The sequence below is a fragment of the Streptomyces sp. NPDC002623 genome, assembly GCF_053592635.1.
The window spans coordinates 70062-83445 of the sequence record NZ_JBSFWB010000024.1; the positions used below are offsets into that span (position 1 = coordinate 70062).

The following is a 13384-nucleotide window of genomic DNA, read 5'->3' on the forward strand; positions in this document are numbered from 1 at the left end:
CGATGTACGCACCGCACGCCGGGCGCCCGGCCGACCCCCTGGACCTGCTCGAACTCGACAGCCTGCTCACACCGGACGAGCGCGCCGTGCGCGACGCGGTGCGCACCTTCTGCGACCGGCGCGTCGACCCGTTCATCGCCGAGTGGTTCGAGCAGGGGGCCGTCGAGGACATCCGCGGACTCACCAAGGAGCTCGGCGAACTCGGCCTGCTGGGCATGCACCTGGACGGGTACGGCTGCGCGGGGATGAGCGCGGTCGACTACGGACTCGCCTGTCTGGAGCTGGAGGCCACCGACTCCGGGCTGCGTTCCCTGGTGTCCGTGCAGGGCTCGCTGGCCATGTACGCGATCCACGCCTTCGGCTCCGAGGAGCAGAAGGAGGAGTGGCTGCCGCGGCTGGCCGCCGGCACCGCCATCGGCTGCTTCGGCCTGACCGAGCCCGACTCCGGCTCCGACCCCGGCAGCATGCGCACGGTCGCCCGTCGGGACGGTGGGGGCGACTGGGTCCTGGACGGCCGCAAGATGTGGATCACCAACGGCTCGGTCGCCGACGTGGCCGTGGTCTGGGCCCGCACGGACGACGGCGTCCGCGGCTTCGTCGTCCCCACGGACACCCCCGGTTTCTCGGCGTCCGCCATCAAGCACAAGATGTCGCTGCGGGCGTCGGTGACCAGCGAGCTGGTCCTGGACTCCGTACGGCTGCCGTCGACGGCCGTCCTGCCGGAGGTCCGGGGGCTGCGCGGCCCGCTGTCCTGCCTCAACGAGGCCCGGTACGGCATCGCCTGGGGCGCGATGGGCGCCGCCCGGTCGTCGTTCCGGGCGGCCCTGGCCTACGCCGGCGACCGGGTCCAGTTCGGCCGCCCGATCAGCGGATTCCAGCTGACGCAGGCCAAGTTGACCGACATGTCCCTCGAACTGTCCAAGGGCACGCTGCTGGCGCTGCACCTCGGCCGGATCAAGGACGACCGCGGGCTGCGGCCCGAGCAGGTCAGCTACGGCAAGCTCAACAACACCCGTGCCGCGCTGGACATCTGCCGGGCCGCGCGCACGATCCTGGGCGCGAACGGCATCTCGCTGGAGTACCCGGTCATCCGGCACGCCAACAACCTGGAGTCGATCCTCACCTACGAGGGCACCGTGGAGATGCACACCCTCGTGATCGGCCAGTCCCTGACGGGGCAGGCGGCCTTCCGGTGACCGACGCGCCACGGCCGACGGCCGACATCCGGCGGGTCGGGGTCGTCGGGTGCGGTCCGATGGGCGCGGGCATCGCCGAGGTCTGCGCCCGCGCCGGGCTGGACGTCGTCGTCCACGAGGCGGGCGCCGGCGCGGCGCAGGCCGGCCGAGCCCGGCTCGCCGCCTCGCTCGACCGCGGTGTCCGGCGCGGCAGGCTCTCGGCCGCGGAGCGGGACGAGGTGGGGCTGCTCGGCCGGAAGTCCGGCCGCGCAGCCATGATCACTCCGAGAGCTTCCACGCCCACTCCGGGAAACGGGTGATCTCCTGATCTCACCTCACGTGCGGGACTTCTGCGTTGCGGCGAACTCGTCGGCCGCGGCGAGGTCGAAGTCGCCATGGTCGCTGCCGAGCCCCTGCGCGACGAGGGCCGCGGCGGCGCTGCCGAGGACGGCGGCGTCGCTCGGCGTCCGGCCCAGGCTCACGCCTCGCAGGTAGCCCGCAGAGAACGCGTCGCCGCAGCCGGTGGTGTCGACGACGTCGATGACGAAGGCGGGAACCGGTTCCGCGCCGTCCGCGGTCACCACGAGCGCGCCGTCGCCGCCGCGGGTGACGGCGACGACGCCCGCACCGGCGCCGAGGAGCTTGCGCGCGCCCGCCAGCAGGTCGCTCTCGCCGGTGAAGCCGAGGACCTGGTCCTCGTTGGGCAGCAGATGGTCGATGTGGGGCAGGGCCGCCTCCAACTGCTCGAAGCTGCCGAGGACTCCGGGGGCGAGCAGGTCCACGGAGGTGACGACGCCGTGCTCCTTCGCGAACGACAGGATGCGCGTCGCGACCTCGACGCCGATCAACTCCGGTCCGCCGAGGTGGAGATGGGTGGCCTCGGCGAGGGCGTCCCAGGGGACGTCGTCCAGGCCGTAGGTGATGTTCGCACCGAGGAGGTGCAGCGAGGGACGGTCGCCGTTGGGCCGGATCGGCAGGACGCTCGCGGAGGTGGCGGTGTCCGTGCGGCGGACGAGGAACTCGGTGTCGACGCCGGCCCGTTCGAGCAGCTGCACCAGCATGTCGCCGGTCGGGTCGGTGCCGATCGCGCCGGCGCTGCGCACCTGTGCGCCCAGCTTGGCGAGGGTGAGGGCGGTGCCGCCGGCGGTTCCGGCGGCGGTCATCCGGATGTCGTCGACGAGCGTCGCGCCCTGGCCCTCGGGTATCTCCTCCACGGGCCGCACCAGTACGTCGAGCACGTGCACGCCCATCGTGAAGACCTTCATCGGCTCCCCCTTCATCGGCTTTCCTCCTGCGCGGGTGGTACGGGGTGGGTGGTTCCGTAGTCGCGGGCGATCGCGGCCTCGATGACCGCGAGTTGCTGCTGTTCGTCGAGGGCGCGGGGCCGCCCCATGACGGCCGCGCGCTGGTAGACGCCGCAGGCCCACTCGAGGAGCAATGCGTGCTCGACGGCCTTGTCCAGGGTCGTCGCGTGGGCGACCGCACCGTGGTTGGCCATCAGGGCGGCGCTGCGACCGTCGAGCGCGGCGATCACCGACTCGGCGAGTTCGGGGGTGCCGAACGTGGCGTACGGCGCGACCCGCACGGTGCCGCCGAGTGCGAGCAACTGGTAGTGGATGCAGGGCAGTTCGGCGAGGACGCAGGAGACGGCCGTGGACATCGGGGCGTGGGTGTGGACGACCGCGCCGGTGCCGTAGCGGCGGTAGACGCCGAGGTGCAGATCCAGTTCCGAGGTCGGCCGCAGCTCCCCGGCCACGATCTTCCCGTCGAGGTCGACCACGGTCACCTGGTCCGGGGTCAGCCGTTCGAGGACCGCTCCGGTCGCGGTGACGGCGACCCGGTCCTCGACCCGGACGCTCACGTTTCCGGCCGTGCCGATGAGGAGGCCCTCGGCCCCCAGGCGCCGGCAGGCGTCCGCGACGGCGGTCCGCTCCTGACTCAGCGCCGAGCTTGAGGCGGTCATGGGCGCGAAGGTAGCGTAAACGTGAAACAAAGTCACGTTCAGGTTTGGAGACGTTTCCTTGGCCCAGCCGACCGCAGGCTCCGACGGCGGAACCCCCCTGCGCCGCACCCCCCGGCAGGCGCGCAGCAGGGCCCGGCTGGCCCTGTTGCTGGAGGCCGCCGAGCGCATCCTGGTCGCCGAGGGCGTCGAGGCGCTCACCACGACACGGGTCGCGGCCGAGGCGAAGGTGTCGGTCGGCTCGCTGTACCAGTACCTCCCCGACCGGGGCGCGATCATCGACGCCCTGGCGACGGGGTACTTCGCCCGCCTGGAAGCCGTCATGGACGATCTGGTCCGGGCGGCGTCCGAGGAGCGGTGGGACGATCCCGTGGGCGTGCTCGTCGACACGTACGCCCACGTCTACCGCACCGAACACGGCTTTCGCGCCCTGTGGTTCGGCAGCGGGCTGACCGAGCGGACCCGGGCCGCGGACCGCGAGCACAAGCATCGGATGGCCGACGGGATCCGTCGCGTCCTGCTCGCGCTGGGCGTCGCCCGCGACGACGAGGCCCTCACGAGGGCCGCCACCGCCGCGATCCTCACCGCCGACGCACTGGCCCAGGAGGCGTTCCGCCGAGCCCCGGAGGGCGACATCGCCCTCCTCGACGAGGCGAAGACGATGCTGCGCGGCTACCTCACCGAGGTCGTCGCCCGCTACGAACAGCGGTAGGCGCCGTGAGCCGTCCCGGGGGGAGAGCCGCTGGCAGCGGCACCGAACCGGTCGATACGGTCGGAGCCCGACCACCCGAGAAGGCGGTGCGGTCTGCCCGCGCTGGTCAGGGAGACGGACCCTGGTACGGCTGAAGGGGTTGGACTATCCGTTGTGTGCTTCGAGCTCGGTCGCCAGCGTCTGTTGGGTGGCCGCCCACGACGCCAGGAGCGCCAAATTGTCAGCGGTCGGTGTGCCCGCGGGTGCGGTGTAGACGTTGAGGTGCAGGCCGGGTTCGGCGGGCAGTTCCAGGGGCTCGACGTCCAAGTCGAGCCGGCCCACGATCGGATGGCGCACACGCTTGCGGCCGGACCGGTGCAGCCGCACGTCCTGAGATGCCCACCGCTGCCGAAACAGCTCACTGCACGTTGACAGTTCGCCGACCAGGGCGATCAGCTCCTCGTCGTGCGGATTGCGGCCGGCTGCCATGCGCAGCTTCGCGGCCACGGCACCGGCAACCTGGTCGTAGTCGACAAAGAAATCTCTGGCCGCCTCAGGGTTCAGATAGACGAACCGCGCTGTGTTCGCGGGCCGTCGCGGGTCGGCCAGCACCGGTGAATACAGCGCGCGAGCGAGTTGATTCATGGCGAGCACGTCATAACGGCCGTTACCGATCCAGGCCGGCGCATCGGAGATCGCGTCGAGCACCTGCTGCAGCGTCGAACGCACCGTCACGGCAGGCCTGCGCCGACGTGGGCCGCTGGGCGCCCCGGACTGGCGCGCGAGGTGGAACAGGTGGTCACGCTCGGCCTCGTCGAGTTGCAAGGCAGAGGCCAACGCGCCGAGCACGCCGTCGGAGGCACCGGCGAGGCTGCCGCGCTCCATGCGCACGTAGTAGTCGACCGATACCCCCGCCAGGAGCGCGACCTCCTCGCGGCGCAGACCTTTGACCCGACGGTTGCCGCCGTAAGCGGGCAGGCCCGCCTGCTCCGGTGCGATGCGGGCGCGACGCGAGCTGAGAAACTCCCGGATCTCCGTGCGTAGATCCATCTCGGTTATCTCCTCACCGTAAGCCCGTCCCGCAATCTAATGGATATTTGTTGCGGTCGTTGCGGTGCCGCCGTCCACCGGGATGATGGCGCCCGTGAGATAGGACCCGGCCCGGCTGGCGAGAAACACGGCGGCACCCGCCATGTCGTCGTCGCGGCCGAGCCGACGCAGAGGGGCCGCCGCCGCGATCGTGTCGCCGATGGCATCGAGAGTGGTCGCCATCATCTGCGACGGGAACACTCCCGGTGCTACCGCGTTCACCGTGATGTGCTGTGGGCCCAGCTCTCTGGCAAGTACCCTGGTGAGTTGATGGAGTGCCGCTTTGCTGCTGGCGTACGAGTAGTTGGGCGACGGGGCGACGTGGATGGCGGCGATGCTGCCGATGTTGATGATCCGTGCGGGATCATCGGCGGTGCCCGCCTTACGAAGTGCCGGGAGCAGTGCCTGCACCAGCCAGAACGGCGACTTGAGGTTGAGGTCGAGCACTGTATCCCAGGCCTCGTCCGGGAACGTCTCCAGCGGCTCGCGCCACATCGCTCCCGCGTTGTTGACAAGGATGTCCAGGCGTTCCGAGTCGGCCTGGACGAGATCAGCGAGGCGCTGACACTCGTCGTGCCTGGACAGGTCGGCGGGGATTGCTCGCACGTCGCCGAATTCGGACAGTAGCCGCTGTGCCTCCGCGCACGTGTCTGCGTTGCGTGAGCTGATGACGACGTGGGCGCCCGCCTGGAGAAGGCCGCGCGCTATCATCATCCCAATGCCTCTGGTGCCGCCAGTGACAAGGGCGCGCTTTCCCCTCAGGTCGAAAAGTTCCGTGTGAGTGGTGAACTGGTTCTCCGCCATTGGTCTCCGTCACTTCTGTCGTAAAAGAATGTGCCGACACGGTCGCGTATTCGGGGCAGCTGAATTGAATGATGATGGTAAAGCTGCAGTGCGTTTCCATGAAGTGTTGTCGGCGCTTTCGGCTCAACCAGGTTGACAGGCGTTTGGAACGTCGGGGAGACCCTGGTGATACAGGTACTGTCAGAACCCCCTTTCCCGCAATGGGAGAGCGCGGACGGCGGAGCCAAAGGATCAGGGGCTGTTTCGGATTGCTCCGAAACAGCCCCTGATCGGTGACTCTTTCCTGTCGGGACGACAGGATTTGAACCTGCGACCCCTTGACCCCCAGTCAAGTGCGCTACCAAGCTGCGCCACGTCCCGCGGTGTCTCCGCGGCGGTGAGCTGCGGGAACACGCAGGTGAACCTTACCGCACGGGGGTGGGCGCCGCGGTCGGCGTCCCGTGTGCGGCCGGCTGCGACGGGCGGCCCGCACGGCGGACGGGAACCAGCAGGGCGGCGAACGCGGCGCCCAGGCAGAGCACGGCCAGCAGAGTGAAGCCGTGGGTGTAGCCGGAGTCGTACGGCAGGCCCGACGGCTGGAGGCGGCCGGTGACCAGGACGCTCGTGACGGCCGCGCCGATGGAGCCGCCGATGGTGCGGATGTTGGCGTTCATCCCGGTGGCGGCGCCGGTCTGCCCGGCGGGGACGCTGCCGACGATCAGGTTGGCCATCGAGGCGAAGGCGAGACCGATGCCGAGGCCGAACACGCCCGCAACGAAGGCGACCTGCCACTGCTCCTCGTGCCAGAGCGCGAGGAAGCCCAGGGCGAGCGCACCGAGTGCGGCGCCGGTGGTCAGCAGCGCCTTTGCGCCGACGCGGGGTTCGAGCCGTCCGCTGAGCACGCCCGAGACGAACATCGCGACCAGCATCGGCAGCATGAGGAGCCCGGAGGCGGTGACGCTCGCGCCGAAGCCGTAGCCGGCCGTGCTCGGGGTCTGGACGAAGCCGGGCAGGAAGGACCAGATCGCGTACATGCCCGCGCCGAAGAGCAGCGCGGCGAGGTTCGTGGTCCACACGGCCGGCAGTCGCATGATGCGCAGGTCGATCAGCGGGTGGCGGGAGCGGGCCTCGAAGGTCAGCCACAGCGCGAAGAGGGCCACCGCCACGGCGAGCAGGCCGATCACGCGGGCCGAGCCCCAACCCCAGCTGCCCGCCTGGCTGAGCGGCAGCAGCAGGGCGACCAGCCAGCCCGACAGCAGCACCGCGCCGAGCCAACTGACCTTGCCCTCCGCGCGGTTAGGCGACTCGGGCACATAGCGCAGGGCGATCAGGGCGGCGGCGGCCACGATGCCGACGGGGATCCAGAACAGCCAGCGGTAGTCGAGCGCGGAGACGATCGGTCCGGCCGCGACCATGCCGACCCCGCCGCCGGCCGCGATCACGGCGGACAGGTTGCTGATGCTGCCGGGCACCCGGGACGGGGCGAACTCGTCCCGGATGATGCCGAAGGAGAGCGGGAACAGAGCGCCGCCGATGCCCTGGATCACCCGGGCGACGATCAGGACGCCGATGTTCGGCGCGAGCGCGGCGAGCAGACAGCCCGCCAGGACGGCCAGGAGGACCGCGACGAGGGTGCGTTTCTTGCCGATCAGGTCGCCGACCCGGCCCAGGATCGGCGTGAAGACGGACGCGGACAGCAGGTAGGCGGTCATCACCCAGGTCGCGGTGGACTGCGAGGTGTGCAGGGCGTGCTGGACGGTGGGCAGAGCCGGTGCTATCAGCGACTGGAGCATGGAGAACACGCCCGCACCGGTCGCGAGGACCGCGAACGTGAGGCGCGTGGACTTGCGGGGCATGAGAAGCCTCTCGGAAACCCGGAAAACAGGAAACCCGGAAACAGGATGAAAGGGCTAAAGGGCGAAAGTGCGAAAGGAAGCGCGAGGGGGGACGGCACAGGGGGCCTCCGACTGTTAAAGTGGAGGCACCCCTCCACTGTAGCGGAGGTACCCCTCCGGTTCAACCGAGTCCGCCCAGGAGGCAGCAGTGACGGCCCAGCCGTTCCCCGTCGGCGAGATCGTCGCCGCCCAGCGCCCGCACCGTAAGGACGCCGCCCGCAACTACGACGCCCTGCTGGACGCCGCACGCGAGGCGTTCGCCGAGAACGGCGCGGAGGCCTCGCTGGAGGACATCGCCCGCCGGGCCGGCGTCGGCATCGGCACGCTCTACCGGAACTTCCCGACCCGTCGGGCCCTGTTCGAGAGCGTCTACGCGGACGAGGTCAACGCGCTGTGCCAGGCGGCTCTCGAACTCGGCGACCTGCCGCCGTGGGAGGCGCTGACGGCCTGGCTGGGGCGGTTCGCGGGCTACATGGTGACCAAGCGGGCCGTGCGCGAGGCGCTGGAGGACGAGTCGGAGATCTTCGGGGCCTGCCGCGAGTCGATGTACGCGGCGGGCGGACCGCTGTTCGAGCGAGCCCAGGACACCGGCGCGGCCCGCAAGGACATGGACTTCGGCGATCTGCTGCGGCTGGTCGCCGGCATCACCGCGACGACGTTCGTCGACGACGCCCAGCGCGACCGCGTCCTGGCCATCGCCCTGGACGGGGTGCGCGCCGGGCGCTGAGGCGGTCGGTCAGTCCGCCAGCGGGTACTCGGGGGCCAGCAGGTCCGCGATCCGCTCGGTGATCGTCTGGGCGTTGTTTCCGCCGGGAGCGTCCGGGCCGACGGTCGTCGACACGGCGATCGACAGCCGCTCGTGCGGCTCGTACGCCATCACGGCCGCGTAGCCGAAGAAGGACGGGTTCTGCACCACCCAGCCGTTCTTGACGACGACGCCGACGCCGAAGTGGAAGTCCTCGGTCATCGGCAGGCAGACGGTGGCCGGACAGGTCTCCGTCGGCTGTCCGAGACCGACCGTGCCCGGGTCGAGCTGGGTGCGGTGGGCGCGCCTGGAGAGCAGTTCGCCCGCGCCGACGCCCTGCCCGGAGCGGGCGAGGTCGCAGATGTCCTGGGTGAGGATCGCGCCGGGGGCGGTGGTCCAGGACGGGTTGAAGTAGGTCGACTCCTCGTAGGTGCCGCGCTCGTCGTCGTAGGCGTGCAGGACGGGACGCGGGATGACCGCGGTGTCGTTGTTGCGGGTGTTGCGCAGATCGAGCGGCTTCAGGATCCGCTCCTCGAGCAGCCGCTCCAGCGGAGTGTCGGTGATCTTCTCCAGGGCCTGGCCGAGGAGGACGAAGTTGGCGTGCGAGTAGCTCCAGTTGGTGCCGGGCTCGTACCACAGGGGGTGGCTCAGCGAGATCCCGACGACCTCCTCGGGCGTCCAGTGCTGCCACGGGTCGGCGTAGAGCCTCTCCAGGAAGACCGGGTCGGTGACGTAGTCGTGCAGGCCCGAGGTGGAGTCGCCGAGCATGCGCAGGGTGATCTCGTCGCCGTGCGGCAGGTCGGGCAGCCAGCGCGAGACCGGGTCGTCGAGGCGGACCTTGTGCTCGTCGACGAGCTGGAGCAGCACGGTGCCCATGAAGGCGATGCCGACCGAGCCGGTGCGGAAGTGCATCGCGGGGGTGGCCGGCACGTCCGTCATGGACTCGCCGACCGCGCCGGTGACGAGTTCGCGTCCGTCGACCGTGACCTTGACGAGAGCAGCCTCGAGATCGAGTTCCTGCTGCGCCTGGCGGACGATGTCCATGACCTGCCGCGCCCGGCCCTCGGGGTTCCGGGTGGCGGTGCACGCCTGGTCGTGGCGTTCGGGGGCGGCCGCGGCGACCGCTGTCTGAAGAGTCGAGGCGAGGAGAGCGGCGGCGCACAGGACCGCCGTACGGGTACGCGTCATATGCGCACTATGGGCTGATCTTCACACCGGCTCCGACGCCAACACTCCGGACGGCTCGGCCCCGGACCCGTACGGAGGAGTTGACACGACGGGCACTTTGGTCTGACCTTTGTTATGTTTCGCAACTCGCATCGTATCCGCCAGAGGGGTGTCCCCGCCGTGGACTTCGAGCTGACCGAGGACCAGAACACGATCCGCAAGGCCGTCGCCGGGCTGCTGAAGGACTTCGACGACCGGTACTGGATGGAGAAGGACCAGGCCCACGCGTTTCCCCAGGAGTTCTACGCCGCCGTCGCGGACGGCGGTTGGCTGGGCGTCACGATCCCGGAGGCGTACGGCGGCCACGGCCTGGGCATCACCGAGGCCTCCCTGCTGCTGGAGGAGGTCGCGCGCTCCGGCGGCGGGATGAACGCCGCCAGCGCGATCCATATGTCGATCTTCGGCATGCATCCGGTGGTGGTGCACGGCTCCGAGGAACTGAAGCGGCGCACCCTGCCGCGCATCGCCTCCGGCGACCTGCATGTGTGCTTCGGGGTGACCGAGCCCGGCGCGGGGCTCGACACCACGAGCATCACGACGTACGCGCGCCGCGCCGGCGACCACTACGTGGTCAGCGGGCGCAAGGTGTGGATCTCCAAGGCGATGGAGTCGGAGAAGATCCTGCTGCTGACCCGGACGTCGAGGCTCGACGAGGTGGACAAGCGCACCGACGGGATGACGCTGTTCCTCACCGACCTGGACCGCGACCGCGTCGACGTCCGGCCCATCCCGAAGATGGGCCGCAACGCCGTCACCTCGAACGAGCTGTTCATCGACGATCTGCGGATCCCCGTCGAGGACCGGGTCGGCGAGGAGGGGCAGGGGTTCGGGTATCTGCTCGACGGGCTCAACCCGGAGCGCATGCTGATCGCCGCGGAGGCGCTCGGCATCGGGCGCGTCGCACTGGAGCGGGCCGTGCGGTACGGCCGCGAACGGGTCGTCTTCGGACGGCCGATCGGGATGAACCAGGGCGTGCAGTTCCCGCTCGCCGACGCCCTCGCCCGGCTGGACGCGGCCGAGCTGGTGCTGCGCAAGGCGACCTGGCTGTACGACAACGGGCGGCCCTGCGGGCGGGAGGCGAACACCGCCAAGTACCTGTGCGCGGACGCCGGGTTCGAGGCCGCCGACCGGGCGCTGCAGACCCACGGCGGCATGGGCTACTCCGAGGAGTACCCGGTGGCCCGCTTCTTCCGCGAGGCACGGCTCCTGCGGATCGCGCCGATCAGTCAGGAAATGATCCTGAACTACCTGGGATCGCACACACTGGGACTTCCGAGGAGCTACTGATGACCGGTCGGTCGCATCTGTTCGATCTCACGGGGCGCTCCGCGCTGGTCACCGGCGCCGCCGGCGGCATCGGCGCAGCCGTCGCCGAGGCCCTCGCCCAGGCGGGCGCGGCGGTGCTGGTGACCGACGTGGACGAGGCGGCCGCGGCGGCCGTCGCCGGGAAGCTGTCCGCGGCCGGGCACACGGCGGACAGCGCCGCGCTCGATGTGACGGACCGGGCGACGGCCGACGCGGCGGCGGCCCGGGCGGCCGCGCTCGCGGGCGGGACGCTGCACATCCTCGTCAACAACGCCGGGGTCACCGCCCCGGCCATGTTCGAGAAACTGACGGAGGACGCCTTCCGCCGGATCCTCGACGTCCATGTCCTCGGCGCCTACCACTGCGCGCAGGCGGCGCTGCCGCACCTGCCCGAGGACGGGCGGGGACGGATCATCAACGTGACGTCCTCCGCCGGCCTGGTCGGCACCCTGGGCCAGGTGAACTACTCCGCCGCCAAGGCCGGGATCATCGGTCTGACCAAGTCCCTGGCCCGCGAACTCGCGCGCAGAAACATCCTGGTAAACGCTCTCGCGCCGCTTGCCGCGACCCCGATGACCGAGACCATCCGCACGAACGAGAAGTTCGCGCCCCAGATGCTGGCCCGGATTCCGCTCGGGCGGTGGGCCGAGCCGGCGGAGGTCGCGGGCGCGTTCGTGTTCCTCGCGTCCGACGCGGCGTCCTTCGTCACCGGGCAGGTGCTGCCGGTGGACGGGGGAACGGTCATGTGACATCCGCCGTCGCCTCTGTGTTGAATGGTCCGACCGAAAACGAACCGAAACGGACCCGACGAGAGGCCTGACCCCGTGCCCCGCTCCCAGCAGCCCACCCCCCGCTTCGACCCGCTGACCGTCCCGAAGGCCTCGGACGTGCTGGCCGCCGAGGTGCGCGAGCGGATCCTGTCCGGGGAGTTCGGCGAGGGCCTGGCGCTGCCCCCGGAGCGGCAGCTCGTGGAGCAGACGGGCCTGAGCCGGGCGACCGTGCGGGAGGCGCTGCGGGTCCTGGAAGTCGAGGGGCTGCTGGAGATCCGGCCGGGGCGCGGGGGCGGCGCGTTCGTGCACCGGCCGGGGCGTGAGTCCCTGGCGAACACCGTGCGGCTGGTGATCCGGGGGCAGCGGATCCGGCCGGCCGCCCTGCACGAGACCCGGGAGGCGATCGAACCGACCTGCGCGGCGCTCGCCGCCCGCCACCGCACCGACCTCGACCTCGCCGAACTCGACGCCGCGCACGCCGAGTTGGTGGGCGCGGGGGACGACGTCCAGCGGTTCCTGCGGGCCAATGTGCGCTGGCACACGGCGGTGGCAAAGGCGAGCGCCAACGAACTGCTCATCGGGTTCATGAGCGCGCTGGCGCAGTCCATCCACGCGGCGACGGACCTGGAACAGTTCATGGACGCGGACATCCGCGAGGTGACCGCCCGAGCCCACGCCCGGATCACCGAGGCGATCCGGACCGGCGACGAGGCGGCGGCGGCCCGGCGGATGACTCGGCACGTGTGCGGGTTCGCGCAGGCGTCGGCCGAGGTGGACAGCCGTACGTCACTCCCCTCGAAACTCCTCTAGAAGCTCTCCTCCAAGCCCGCCTCGAAGCCCCCCTCGAAGCCCCCCTCGAAGCCCCCTCGAAGTGAGAATGCGATTCTCTAATAAGCGCAACCCCATTGACAGTTTCGGTCTGACCTTTAATACCATCCGGGTATGAGCAAGGTGAGTCCCGTACTGACCGTGGTCGCGGACGGCGACGTCCGTATCGTCACGCTGAACCGCCCCGACCGGCTGAACGGCGTGAACGAAGAACTGCATCGCAGGCTGTCCGAGGTGTGGCGCGAGCTCGCGGACGACACCGACGCGCGGGCCGTCGTCCTCACGGGCGCGGGCCGGGCGTTCAGCGCCGGCGGCGACTTCGAGCATCTGCGCCGCCACCACACCGATCCGGAGCTCCGGGAGCGGTCGATCCGGCTGGACCGGACGATCCAGACCGACCTGATCCGCTTCCCGCTGCCCGTCGTCGCGGCGGTCAACGGCCCTGCGGTGGGCCTGGGTTGCTCCCTGGCGCTGGGCTGCGACCTCGTGCTGATGGCCGAGGACGCCTATCTGGCCGACCCGCATGTCTCGGTCGGCCTGGTCGCGGGCGACGGCGGGGTGACCCTGTGGCCGCTGCTGACCAGCCTGCTCCGGGTGAAGGAGTACCTCTTCACCGGGGACCGCATCCCGGCCGCGACGGCGGTCGAACTGGGCCTGGCCAACCGGGTGGTGGCGAGCGATCGTCTGTCGGCCGAGGCGCTCGCCCTCGCCCACCGGCTCGCCGCCCAGCCCGCCGAGGCCCTGCGCGCGACGAAGGCGGCACTGGCCGCGGTCGTCGAGCAGGTCTCGCGCGGCGGCATGGAGGCCGCGCTGCTGGCGGAGCGGGCCACGATGACAAGCCCGGACCACATCCGCATCGTCGAGGAACTCGCCTCCCGGGCCGACCGCCGGGCGTCGGCGGGCGAGGGGGCCTGAC

General features: G+C 70.7%; 13 protein-coding genes, 1 tRNA gene and 1 pseudogene. 8 read left to right on the forward strand and 7 right to left on the reverse strand.

Features of this window, described 5'->3' with window-relative positions; all coding sequences use genetic code 11:
- The first annotated feature begins 2 nt into the window (after positions 1-2).
- Positions 3-1196, forward strand: coding sequence for an acyl-CoA dehydrogenase family protein (locus ACWD4O_RS34490; protein WP_451286007.1), 1194 nt, complete (start codon positions 3-5; stop codon positions 1194-1196).
- Positions 1193-1411: pseudogene (locus tag ACWD4O_RS34495) on the forward strand (3-hydroxyacyl-CoA dehydrogenase NAD-binding domain-containing protein); the annotation flags it as partial. The gene ACWD4O_RS34490 and the pseudogene ACWD4O_RS34495, both read left to right, overlap by 4 nt.
- Before the next feature lie 99 nt (positions 1412-1510).
- Here ACWD4O_RS34495 and ACWD4O_RS34500 read toward each other — a convergent pair.
- Both ACWD4O_RS34500 and ACWD4O_RS34505 read right to left on the reverse strand, forming a co-directional pair.
- Entirely contained in the window at positions 1511-2440 is a 930-nt protein-coding gene (locus ACWD4O_RS34500; RefSeq protein WP_451286126.1) for a carbohydrate kinase family protein, read from the reverse strand.
- 11 nt (positions 2441-2451) lie between these two features.
- Complete coding sequence (locus ACWD4O_RS34505; RefSeq protein WP_451286009.1) at positions 2452-3138, reverse strand: class II aldolase/adducin family protein; 687 nt, start codon at positions 3136-3138, stop codon at positions 2452-2454.
- A gap of 58 nt (positions 3139-3196) precedes the next feature.
- Between ACWD4O_RS34505 and ACWD4O_RS34510 the strand changes: the two genes are divergently transcribed.
- Positions 3197-3847 (forward strand): TetR family transcriptional regulator, encoded by a 651-nt coding sequence (locus ACWD4O_RS34510; RefSeq protein ID WP_451286011.1) that lies wholly within the window; start codon positions 3197-3199, stop codon positions 3845-3847.
- A 144-nt stretch (positions 3848-3991) separates the two neighbouring features.
- Here the strand turns inward: ACWD4O_RS34510 and ACWD4O_RS34515 are convergent, their stop codons facing one another.
- From ACWD4O_RS34515 to ACWD4O_RS34530, 4 genes are all read right to left on the reverse strand, one after another.
- Positions 3992-4876 (reverse strand): helix-turn-helix transcriptional regulator, encoded by an 885-nt coding sequence (locus ACWD4O_RS34515; protein ID WP_451286013.1) that lies wholly within the window; start codon positions 4874-4876, stop codon positions 3992-3994.
- Positions 4877-4912: 36 nt separating this feature from the next.
- Positions 4913-5719, reverse strand: coding sequence for an SDR family oxidoreductase (locus tag ACWD4O_RS34520; protein WP_451286014.1), 807 nt, complete (start codon positions 5717-5719; stop codon positions 4913-4915).
- Between the two features lie 286 nt (positions 5720-6005).
- Positions 6006-6079, reverse strand: a tRNA-Pro gene (locus tag ACWD4O_RS34525).
- Positions 6080-6123: 44 nt separating this feature from the next.
- Positions 6124-7554, reverse strand: a complete 1431-nt coding sequence (locus ACWD4O_RS34530) for an MFS transporter (RefSeq protein ID WP_451286016.1) — start codon at positions 7552-7554, stop codon at positions 6124-6126.
- Positions 7555-7741: 187 nt separating this feature from the next.
- Between ACWD4O_RS34530 and ACWD4O_RS34535 the strand changes: the two genes are divergently transcribed.
- Positions 7742-8320 carry a TetR/AcrR family transcriptional regulator gene (locus ACWD4O_RS34535; protein WP_451286018.1) on the forward strand — a complete coding sequence of 193 codons (579 nt, stop codon included), beginning with the start codon at positions 7742-7744 and terminating at the stop codon, positions 8318-8320.
- Positions 8321-8329: 9 nt separating this feature from the next.
- On the opposite strand, the gene ACWD4O_RS34540 is transcribed toward ACWD4O_RS34535, so the two are convergent.
- Positions 8330-9526: a serine hydrolase domain-containing protein gene (locus tag ACWD4O_RS34540; RefSeq protein ID WP_451286020.1), complete on the reverse strand. Its 1197-nt coding sequence runs from the start codon at positions 9524-9526 to the stop codon at positions 8330-8332.
- Between the two features lie 159 nt (positions 9527-9685).
- Between ACWD4O_RS34540 and ACWD4O_RS34545 the strand changes: the two genes are divergently transcribed.
- The 4 genes from ACWD4O_RS34545 to ACWD4O_RS34560 all read left to right on the forward strand — a co-directional run bounded on the left by ACWD4O_RS34545 (position 9686) and on the right by ACWD4O_RS34560 (position 13383).
- Positions 9686-10852: an acyl-CoA dehydrogenase family protein gene (locus ACWD4O_RS34545; protein WP_451286021.1), complete on the forward strand. Its 1167-nt coding sequence runs from the start codon at positions 9686-9688 to the stop codon at positions 10850-10852.
- Positions 10852-11619: an SDR family NAD(P)-dependent oxidoreductase gene (locus ACWD4O_RS34550; RefSeq protein ID WP_451286023.1), complete on the forward strand. Its 768-nt coding sequence runs from the start codon at positions 10852-10854 to the stop codon at positions 11617-11619. Before ACWD4O_RS34545 ends, ACWD4O_RS34550 begins: the two co-directional genes overlap by 1 nt.
- A 75-nt stretch (positions 11620-11694) precedes the next feature.
- Positions 11695-12450, forward strand: coding sequence for a FadR/GntR family transcriptional regulator (locus ACWD4O_RS34555; protein WP_451286025.1), 756 nt, complete (start codon positions 11695-11697; stop codon positions 12448-12450).
- A gap of 132 nt (positions 12451-12582) precedes the next feature.
- A complete protein-coding gene (locus tag ACWD4O_RS34560; protein WP_451286027.1) occupies positions 12583-13383 on the forward strand; it encodes an enoyl-CoA hydratase/isomerase family protein in 801 nt (266 codons plus the stop codon).
- Position 13384 lies beyond the last annotated feature (1 nt).

Excerpts from the sequence above, each read along its gene's own strand:
- ACWD4O_RS34505 (WP_451286009.1), bottom strand. The coding sequence starts at position 3,138 with ATGACCGCCTCAAGCTCGGCGCTGAGTCAGGAGCGGACCGCCGTCGCG.
- ACWD4O_RS34515 (WP_451286013.1), bottom strand. The coding sequence starts at position 4,876 with ATGGATCTACGCACGGAGATCCGGGAGTTTCTCAGCTCGCGTCGCGCC.
- ACWD4O_RS34490 (WP_451286007.1), top strand. The coding sequence starts at position 3 with ATGTACGCACCGCACGCCGGGCGCCCGGCCGACCCCCTGGACCTGCTC.
- ACWD4O_RS34530 (WP_451286016.1), bottom strand. The coding sequence starts at position 7,554 with ATGCCCCGCAAGTCCACGCGCCTCACGTTCGCGGTCCTCGCGACCGGT.
- ACWD4O_RS34560 (WP_451286027.1), top strand. The coding sequence starts at position 12,583 with ATGAGCAAGGTGAGTCCCGTACTGACCGTGGTCGCGGACGGCGACGTC.
- ACWD4O_RS34550 (WP_451286023.1), top strand. The coding sequence starts at position 10,852 with ATGACCGGTCGGTCGCATCTGTTCGATCTCACGGGGCGCTCCGCGCTG.
- ACWD4O_RS34500 (WP_451286126.1), bottom strand. The coding sequence starts at position 2,440 with ATGAAGGTCTTCACGATGGGCGTGCACGTGCTCGACGTACTGGTGCGG.
- ACWD4O_RS34520 (WP_451286014.1), bottom strand. The coding sequence starts at position 5,719 with ATGGCGGAGAACCAGTTCACCACTCACACGGAACTTTTCGACCTGAGG.
- ACWD4O_RS34540 (WP_451286020.1), bottom strand. The coding sequence starts at position 9,526 with ATGACGCGTACCCGTACGGCGGTCCTGTGCGCCGCCGCTCTCCTCGCC.